7 protein-coding genes, 4 tRNA genes and 2 rRNA genes are annotated in these 6,428 nt (G+C 41.0%); all 13 read left to right on the top strand.

Annotation, left to right across the window (positions count from 1 at the left end; translation table 11 throughout):
• A 23S ribosomal RNA gene (locus IW644_RS19785) occupies positions 1-116 on the top strand; the annotation flags it as partial.
• A 220-nt stretch (positions 117-336) separates the two neighbouring features.
• Positions 337-452 (top strand): 5S ribosomal RNA (gene rrf, locus IW644_RS19780).
• Between the two features lie 451 nt (positions 453-903).
• Positions 904-1,827 (top strand): class I SAM-dependent methyltransferase, encoded by a 924-nt coding sequence (locus tag IW644_RS19775; protein ID WP_269919037.1) that lies wholly within the window; start codon positions 904-906, stop codon positions 1,825-1,827.
• A gap of 82 nt (positions 1,828-1,909) precedes the next feature.
• Positions 1,910-2,155: a hypothetical protein gene (locus tag IW644_RS19770; protein ID WP_269919036.1), complete on the top strand. Its 246-nt coding sequence runs from the start codon at positions 1,910-1,912 to the stop codon at positions 2,153-2,155.
• Between the two features lie 65 nt (positions 2,156-2,220).
• Positions 2,221-2,649 carry a DUF4174 domain-containing protein gene (locus IW644_RS19765; RefSeq protein WP_269919035.1) on the top strand — a complete coding sequence of 143 codons (429 nt, stop codon included), beginning with the start codon at positions 2,221-2,223 and terminating at the stop codon, positions 2,647-2,649.
• A gap of 166 nt (positions 2,650-2,815) precedes the next feature.
• The gene (gene murB, locus IW644_RS19760) at positions 2,816-3,841 is read left to right on the top strand and encodes a UDP-N-acetylmuramate dehydrogenase (RefSeq protein ID WP_269919034.1); all 1,026 of its coding nucleotides are present in this window, start codon (positions 2,816-2,818) and stop codon (positions 3,839-3,841) included.
• On the top strand, positions 3,838-4,824 hold the full coding sequence (gene birA / locus IW644_RS19755) for a bifunctional biotin--[acetyl-CoA-carboxylase] ligase/biotin operon repressor BirA (protein WP_179984680.1): 987 nt from the start codon (positions 3,838-3,840) through the stop codon (positions 4,822-4,824). Before murB ends, birA begins: the two co-directional genes overlap by 4 nt.
• 135 nt (positions 4,825-4,959) lie before the next feature.
• Positions 4,960-5,706: a type III pantothenate kinase gene (locus IW644_RS19750; RefSeq protein WP_269919033.1), complete on the top strand. Its 747-nt coding sequence runs from the start codon at positions 4,960-4,962 to the stop codon at positions 5,704-5,706.
• 121 nt (positions 5,707-5,827) lie between these two features.
• Positions 5,828-5,903 (top strand) — tRNA-Thr (locus IW644_RS19745).
• Between the two features lie 7 nt (positions 5,904-5,910).
• Positions 5,911-5,995: transfer RNA gene (locus IW644_RS19740), tRNA-Tyr, on the top strand.
• A 33-nt stretch (positions 5,996-6,028) separates the two neighbouring features.
• Positions 6,029-6,103, top strand: a tRNA-Gly gene (locus IW644_RS19735).
• Positions 6,104-6,110: 7 nt separating this feature from the next.
• Positions 6,111-6,186, top strand: a tRNA-Thr gene (locus tag IW644_RS19730).
• Between the two features lie 67 nt (positions 6,187-6,253).
• A partial coding sequence (locus IW644_RS19725; protein ID WP_269919038.1) for a GTP-binding protein occupies positions 6,254-6,428 on the top strand: 175 nt, incomplete at its 3' end.

Here is a 6,428-nt window from a genome sequence, read left to right as displayed (position 1 = left end):
CCCTGACCTTTAAGGTCTGGAAGGGTTGTTATAGACGATGACGTTGATAGGCAGGGTGTGGAAGCGTTGTAAGGCGTTAAGCTAACCTGTACTAATTGCCCGAGAGGCTTAACCATACAACGCCCAAAAAGCTTTAGGCTTTTGGAAGTGTTGTAGACAAGCTAAAGTAAGCAAGTAAGAGTAAAAAGCAGTTACTCACTGATTGAATTGATATCCAGTTTTCCGATTTGTTAGTTATTAAGCAACGATGATTAAACATGCTCCTGAGAGTACTGTTTGTCCTCCTTGCGCAGAAGTCATGATAAAAAGCATCATGATTCTGCACTAAAAGTTTTTCCTGGCAGCCATAGCGATACGGTACCACCTGATCCCATTCCGAACTCAGAAGTGAAACGTATTAGCGCCGATGGTAGTGTGGGGCTTCCCCATGTGAGAGTAGGACACTGCCAGGTCCCATTAAGAAAAACCCGCCTAACGGCGGGTTTTTTGCTTTCTGCACTACAGTAAAATAATGGGGTCAGAGTACATTAATCCCATTCCTCCCCCAGCAAAACTTCAATAAGGGGTCAGAGTACTTTATTCCCACCGTACCAACACACATGAATATGGGGTCGAAGTACCTTATTACTATCAAGATAAGAACGCGGTTATACGCTTATCACCAAAACCGAATATTCAGAGAAATATACTCTCGCTTTTATTCAAAGGAAAAATGTACTCTGACCCCATTGTTTAAACTATTCTCAACCTTTCCTCGCCAATACGCTGTTTCTATAACGGAATACGTTCATTAATTAATAAAAATTTATTTAAAATACTTTTAAGCTGTGCTTTAGCCTGTCTATACTCGATTGCTCGGCGAGTTCAATATTCTTAACTTAGAAGTAAAAGGGCGGGTACCACATGAGTGATTATTGGTCTGACTATTGGAAAGTAGGTCATCTAAGTTCTTTTGCGCAAGCCAGTAAAGATAACTATTCGGGAGAAATTGCTTCGTTTTGGGAAGAATTTCTTCGTGACTACAATCACTCCCATTGCAATATAGTAGATATAGGTTGCGGTAACGGAGCGCTAACGGACTTGGCGCTAAACAAGTTTAAGTACACTCAACCCAACTTTATAGGTGTAGATGCCGCTAAACTGAGTATTCCTAAGCACTTGTTGCAAGAGAGGGTACGCTTCTACCAAAATACGCGAGCAGAAAGCCTGCCGTTAGAAAGCCATACTATAGATATTGCTATTTCACAATTTGGCTTTGAATATACAGATATGGGTAAAGTCTTAGAAGAACTATCACGCACTCTGAAATTAGGCGGGAAGGTTTGCTTTGTAATACATCATAAAGATTCAATAATTGTTAAGCCCAATGCATTAATTCGCCAGGCCGTGGATGAAGTTATGGTAAAAAACGGCCCTTTCGATCTGTTATCCATGTTGGTCAATTCTATTCACAAGACTGGTAAAAATAACCCCAATGCTGAAAAGTACCGTCATTCGTTGAACACGCAAATACAACAGTTATCTCATTCTAATAAATTCGGATTATACGGAACTGGGTTTCCAGATTTGCTTAAAAATACAATGTCTTCTTCGTCGATCAACTTTAAGTCGCGAAAGAACAAACTCAAAAACTTTCGCAGCGAAATGAAAACACTTGCTAAACGACTAGATAATTTACTTTCAGTTGCATTAGACAGCGATCGAATAGACGGTCTATTAATGTCTATGTCTGAATTAGGTTTTACCAATGTAAGTCAAACACCATTACGCCAAGAGAACGAGCTTCTTGGAGTGTCGATACGAGCGAATTTAATTTTGCCGTCCTAAGGTAGTAAATGTACTCTGACCCCAATATTTTGATAAATTCGGATTATACGGAACTGGGTTTCCAGATCTGCTTAAAAATACAATGTCTTCTTCGTCGACAGACTTTAAGTCGCGAAAGAACAAACTCAAAAACTTCCGCAGCGAAATGAAAACACTTGCTAAACGACTAGATAATTTACTTTCAGTTGCATTAGACAGTGATCGAATAGACAGTCTATTAATGTCTATGTCTGAATTAGGTTTTACCAATGTAAGTCAAACACCATTACGCCAAGAGAACGAGCTTCTTGGAGTGTCGATACGAGCGAATTTAATTTTGCCGTCCTAAGGTAGTAAATGTACTCTGACCCCAATATTTTGTGCTAAATCGGTAGTTCGCTAGTAAATATAAGTATGAAGATTATCTACTTTATTATTTTTATACTGCTCACGGAGTTCTACTCCGCCTTTGCATTTGCAAATAGCGCTAAGAAACATTGTGATATTACTCTGGGGGAGCTTGCTTGGAAAAACAGGGTTTTAATCTACAATGCGCAAAGCAAGGCTGAATTGGACGATCTTTATGCATTCGCTGAATATGAACAGGTCTCCCTCACTGAAAGGAAGCTAGTGGTGATAGGTATAGTAGAACAACAACCTGTTATTGTTTTTGGTTACCCTAAATGTCATATCTCTCTTAATAAGCAAAACCCAAAAACTAAAGTAACGCTTATAGGGCTAGATAGTACAGTTAAAGCTAAATATAGCTCATTCGATAGCGATCTTATTTACAGTACGATTGATAAAATGCCTATGAGAAAAACAGAACTAGGGCGTTACTAAGTACGACTTTTAAAGAAACGCTACTCCGAATAGAGTGGTAGCGCTATAAATATCTTTAGGAGCAAAAAACTTACAGCATAGCAGCTGAGTTATTTGCATGTTTGCGCTTTTATTTGGCGCGTCGTTACCCTACCATTAGCGGATTGTTCGCAGTTCGTAAAATTCTATGCCTTCACTACAAGCTTACAGCACATTTGGCCTTTCAGCATCGTGTGATTCTATCCAGTCGTTTACCGATGTCGCTTCATTTCTATCTACCTTTAATACCTATAAAAATGAAACTAACAAAGCTATTTATATATTAGGTGGTGGAAGCAACTCGATTTTTACCGAGGATTTTGACGGTACGATCCTGGTAAACGAAATAAAAGGCATTAGTCACTTCGATACTGAAAGCCATCACTATTTACGGGTAGGAGCAGGCGAAAACTGGCATGACTTTGTAACTCTCTGTATGAAAGAGAAGTGGTATGGGTTTGAGAACTTAGCGTTAATACCTGGTTCGGTTGGCGCTTGTCCTATTCAGAATATTGGTGCCTATGGTGTAGAGGTTAATTCGTTAATCGACAAGGTGGAATGTGTATTTCTTGAAACCGGCGAACAGGTGTTGCTAAGCAATGAAGACTGTCAGTTCGGTTATAGAGATAGTGTGTTCAAACATGCACTAGCCAATAAAGTACTTATCACTCATGTAAACTTTAAATTACCCAAGCAATACGAGCTTAAAACAAGTTATGGCGAATTAGCTGCACTCACCGAGCCAACACCAGAAAAGGTGTATAGTAAGGTAATTGAAATTAGAAAAAGCAAACTGCCAGATCCTAGTGAACTAGGTAATGCAGGTAGCTTTTTTAAAAATCCCGTTGTCTCAAAAGCAGTCTACGAAGCGATAGCGCAAGAATATGACTCGGTACCGCATTTTGTTGTAACCGAAAATGCTGGAAACGAACAAGAACAAATAAAAATTCCTGCTGCTTGGCTAATTGACCAAGCAGGTTTTAAAGGCAAAACGTTGAATAAAGTACGTTGCCACCCTACACAGCCATTGGTACTTACTAACATAGGTGGCGCCACCGGAAGCGATGTAATCACCATGGCGAAAAATATCATAGCAAGCGTACAGGATAAATTTGGCATACAGCTGGAACCCGAAGTACGCTTATTAGGAAACAAAGGACTTATTTCGCTATGAGACAAGCATCAAAAGCTATAAGAAAACATATACTCGCTTTGTTGTCTGACGGTCAGTTCCATTCAGGTGAAACCATTGCTCAGCAAGTTGGGCTTTCACGTACCGCAGTTGCGGGTCATATTTCCCAACTTGCCGATTGGGGTTTAGATGTATTTAAAGTAAAAGGTAAAGGCTACCGATTAGAACGAGGTTTTCCATTGTTAAGCGCTGACAGCATTAAACGTCATTTAGGCAATACAAAACGAGCGGTTATTGATGTGGAGTCGGTTTTACCTTCCACCAATACAGAAATGAAAAAGCGTATTGCGAGCAAACGAGAAGATCTTGAAAATGGCGATGTTGTTTTTGCCGAAATTCAAACCGATGGTCGTGGGCGACACGGTCGTTCGTGGTTAGCTCCAGTTGGCGGCAGCTTAACTTTTTCTATGTATTGGTCTTTTCCTGATGGCTATCAGAGTATGGCCGGGCTTTCTTTATTAGTAGGTCTAGCTGTTTGCGATGCGCTTAAGGAATTTGGTGTCGAAGATGCTGAATTAAAATGGCCAAATGATATTTATCTGCAAGGTAAAAAGCTGGCTGGTGTACTTATTGAGGTAGAAGGGCAAATAGGTGCAACGGCGCATAGTGTTATCGGCATAGGTTTAAATGTTTGTGTTCCCGATAATCAATATGATGTTGGTCAGCCTCATAGCGATCTTGCTTCTTATTTAGGCACTATCCCTGATAGAAATGCGCTAGCAGCAGAAATAATTAAATCGCTGTGGTTTTATCTGCCCAAATTTACCCAACAAGGGTTCGGACCATTTACGGCTTACTGGGAAGCGCTCGACTTATACGCCGATAAACGCATTGTTTTACAGATGGGCGAGAAGCGTTTCTCCGGAATTGACAGGGGAGTGGACGCCAGCGGCGCACTTCTTGTTGAAACGCAAGATGGCATTACCCGATTCCACGGTGGTGAAGTTAGCCTTAGAGGCAACTAACGCTCTATTTCATAGCTGAGCAGGGGTATTTCAAAAGCTCTTGCAGTAAAAGTGCTTTGTAGTTTGCCGTTATGCTTTTTATAAAACATTTTACCTGCTCGTTTTACGCATTGCTTTGCAATTGAAACCTAAAATATGAACAACATTGAAGAAAACCACGTCATATTAGTGGATATCGGTAACACCCGAATAAAATATTCACTGCTTTGTCATGCAGAAGAAGAGCCCAATGCATGTGAAGATGCCAATTCTCTTTTCTCTTTTATCGATTCTCAGAAAAAAATTTCTCATTTATATATAGCTTCTGTGAGAAACCAGGAGCTGGTTGATGAAATATCCACCATGTGCGATGAACGAAATATTATTTTTGTAGAAAAACATACAGAGAAAGAAGCCTTCGGCATAAAAAATAGTTACGACAATGTTCAAAAAATGGGCGTGGATAGATGGCTTGCCATGGTGTGCGCGGCAGAAAAATCAAAAAAAGCATTTTTTGTTATGGATGTGGGTACAGCAATAACGGTCGATTTTGTCGTAGGTGGTCAACATTTAGGCGGTTGGATAGTGCCTGGTTTTCAAGTTATGCGTAATGCATTGGTAGCTTCTACTAAAAAAGTTTTCGCGAATGATGAAATTCCGACCACCTTTGGCGTGGGAACCGATACTGAAGATTGTGTGGCATCAGGGTGTCATGCGGCACTGTATGGTGTTTATTTGAGCGCGGTTGATTACATATCAAGCAAACAAACCGAATTTGACATTATTTTAGGGGGTGGAGACAAAAAAGTGTTTGCATTCTTAAAATCTGCTGATAACATGCGCCTCGCTCATTTGGTGATGCAGGGTCTTGCCCGCTACGCTCGAAGTGAACTTCTAAAGTGAACATCGACGTAAGTTTTTGATTAGTTGAAAAATTGGTCAAAAAAGAAAATTGAAAAATTTTCAAAAAGACACTTGCACAGAGTTAAACAATACTCTAGAATGCGCACCCACTTGATGTAGTGCCGACTTAGCTCAGTTGGTAGAGCAACTGACTTGTAATCAGTAGGTCGCCAGTTCGATTCCGGCAGTCGGCACCATCAATCTGGAGGGGTACCCAAGCGGTCAACGGGAGCAGACTGTAAATCTGCCGGCTCAGCCTTCGCAGGTTCGAATCCTGCCCCCTCCACCACTTTCTCTATGAGGTGGCCAGAGAATTAGGATTGCGGGCATCGTATAATGGCTATTACCTCAGCCTTCCAAGCTGATGATGCGGGTTCGATTCCCGCTGCCCGCTCCAAATCAGTGCTGATATAGCTCAGTTGGTAGAGCGCACCCTTGGTAAGGGTGAGGTCGGCAGTTCAAATCTGCCTATCAGCACCAGTTTATTTCTCCCCAGCTCATGTAAAATTTCTAAATTTTTTAATGTAACTTTGCTGGGATAATAGAAATGGCAAAAGAAAAGTTTGAACGTACGAAACCCCACGTAAACGTGGGCACAATCGGCCACGTTGACCACGGTAAAACTACCCTAACTGCAGCTATCACTACAGTTCTTTCTAAAACTTACGGCGGTTCTGCTCAGGCTTTCGATCAAATCGATAACGCGCCTGAAGAGAAAGCTC

The sequence above is a fragment of the Alteromonas sp. PRIM-21 genome, from assembly GCF_027563165.1.
In the GTDB taxonomy this organism is placed as follows: domain Bacteria; phylum Pseudomonadota; class Gammaproteobacteria; order Enterobacterales; family Alteromonadaceae; genus Alteromonas; species Alteromonas macleodii_A.
Note: the sequence above shows the minus strand (reverse complement) of the source record. Positions and strands in the feature narration are given on the sequence as shown.

What these genes read in the sequence shown, in the direction of transcription:
- IW644_RS19775 (WP_269919037.1), top strand. Translation starts at nt 904, where the DNA reads ATGAGTGATTATTGGTCTGACTATTGGAAAGTAGGTCATCTAAGTTCT.
- IW644_RS19770 (WP_269919036.1), top strand. Translation starts at nt 1,910, where the DNA reads ATGTCTTCTTCGTCGACAGACTTTAAGTCGCGAAAGAACAAACTCAAA.
- birA (WP_179984680.1), top strand. Translation starts at nt 3,838, where the DNA reads ATGAGACAAGCATCAAAAGCTATAAGAAAACATATACTCGCTTTGTTG.
- IW644_RS19765 (WP_269919035.1), top strand. Translation starts at nt 2,221, where the DNA reads ATGAAGATTATCTACTTTATTATTTTTATACTGCTCACGGAGTTCTAC.
- IW644_RS19750 (WP_269919033.1), top strand. Translation starts at nt 4,960, where the DNA reads ATGAACAACATTGAAGAAAACCACGTCATATTAGTGGATATCGGTAAC.
- murB (WP_269919034.1), top strand. Translation starts at nt 2,816, where the DNA reads ATGCCTTCACTACAAGCTTACAGCACATTTGGCCTTTCAGCATCGTGT.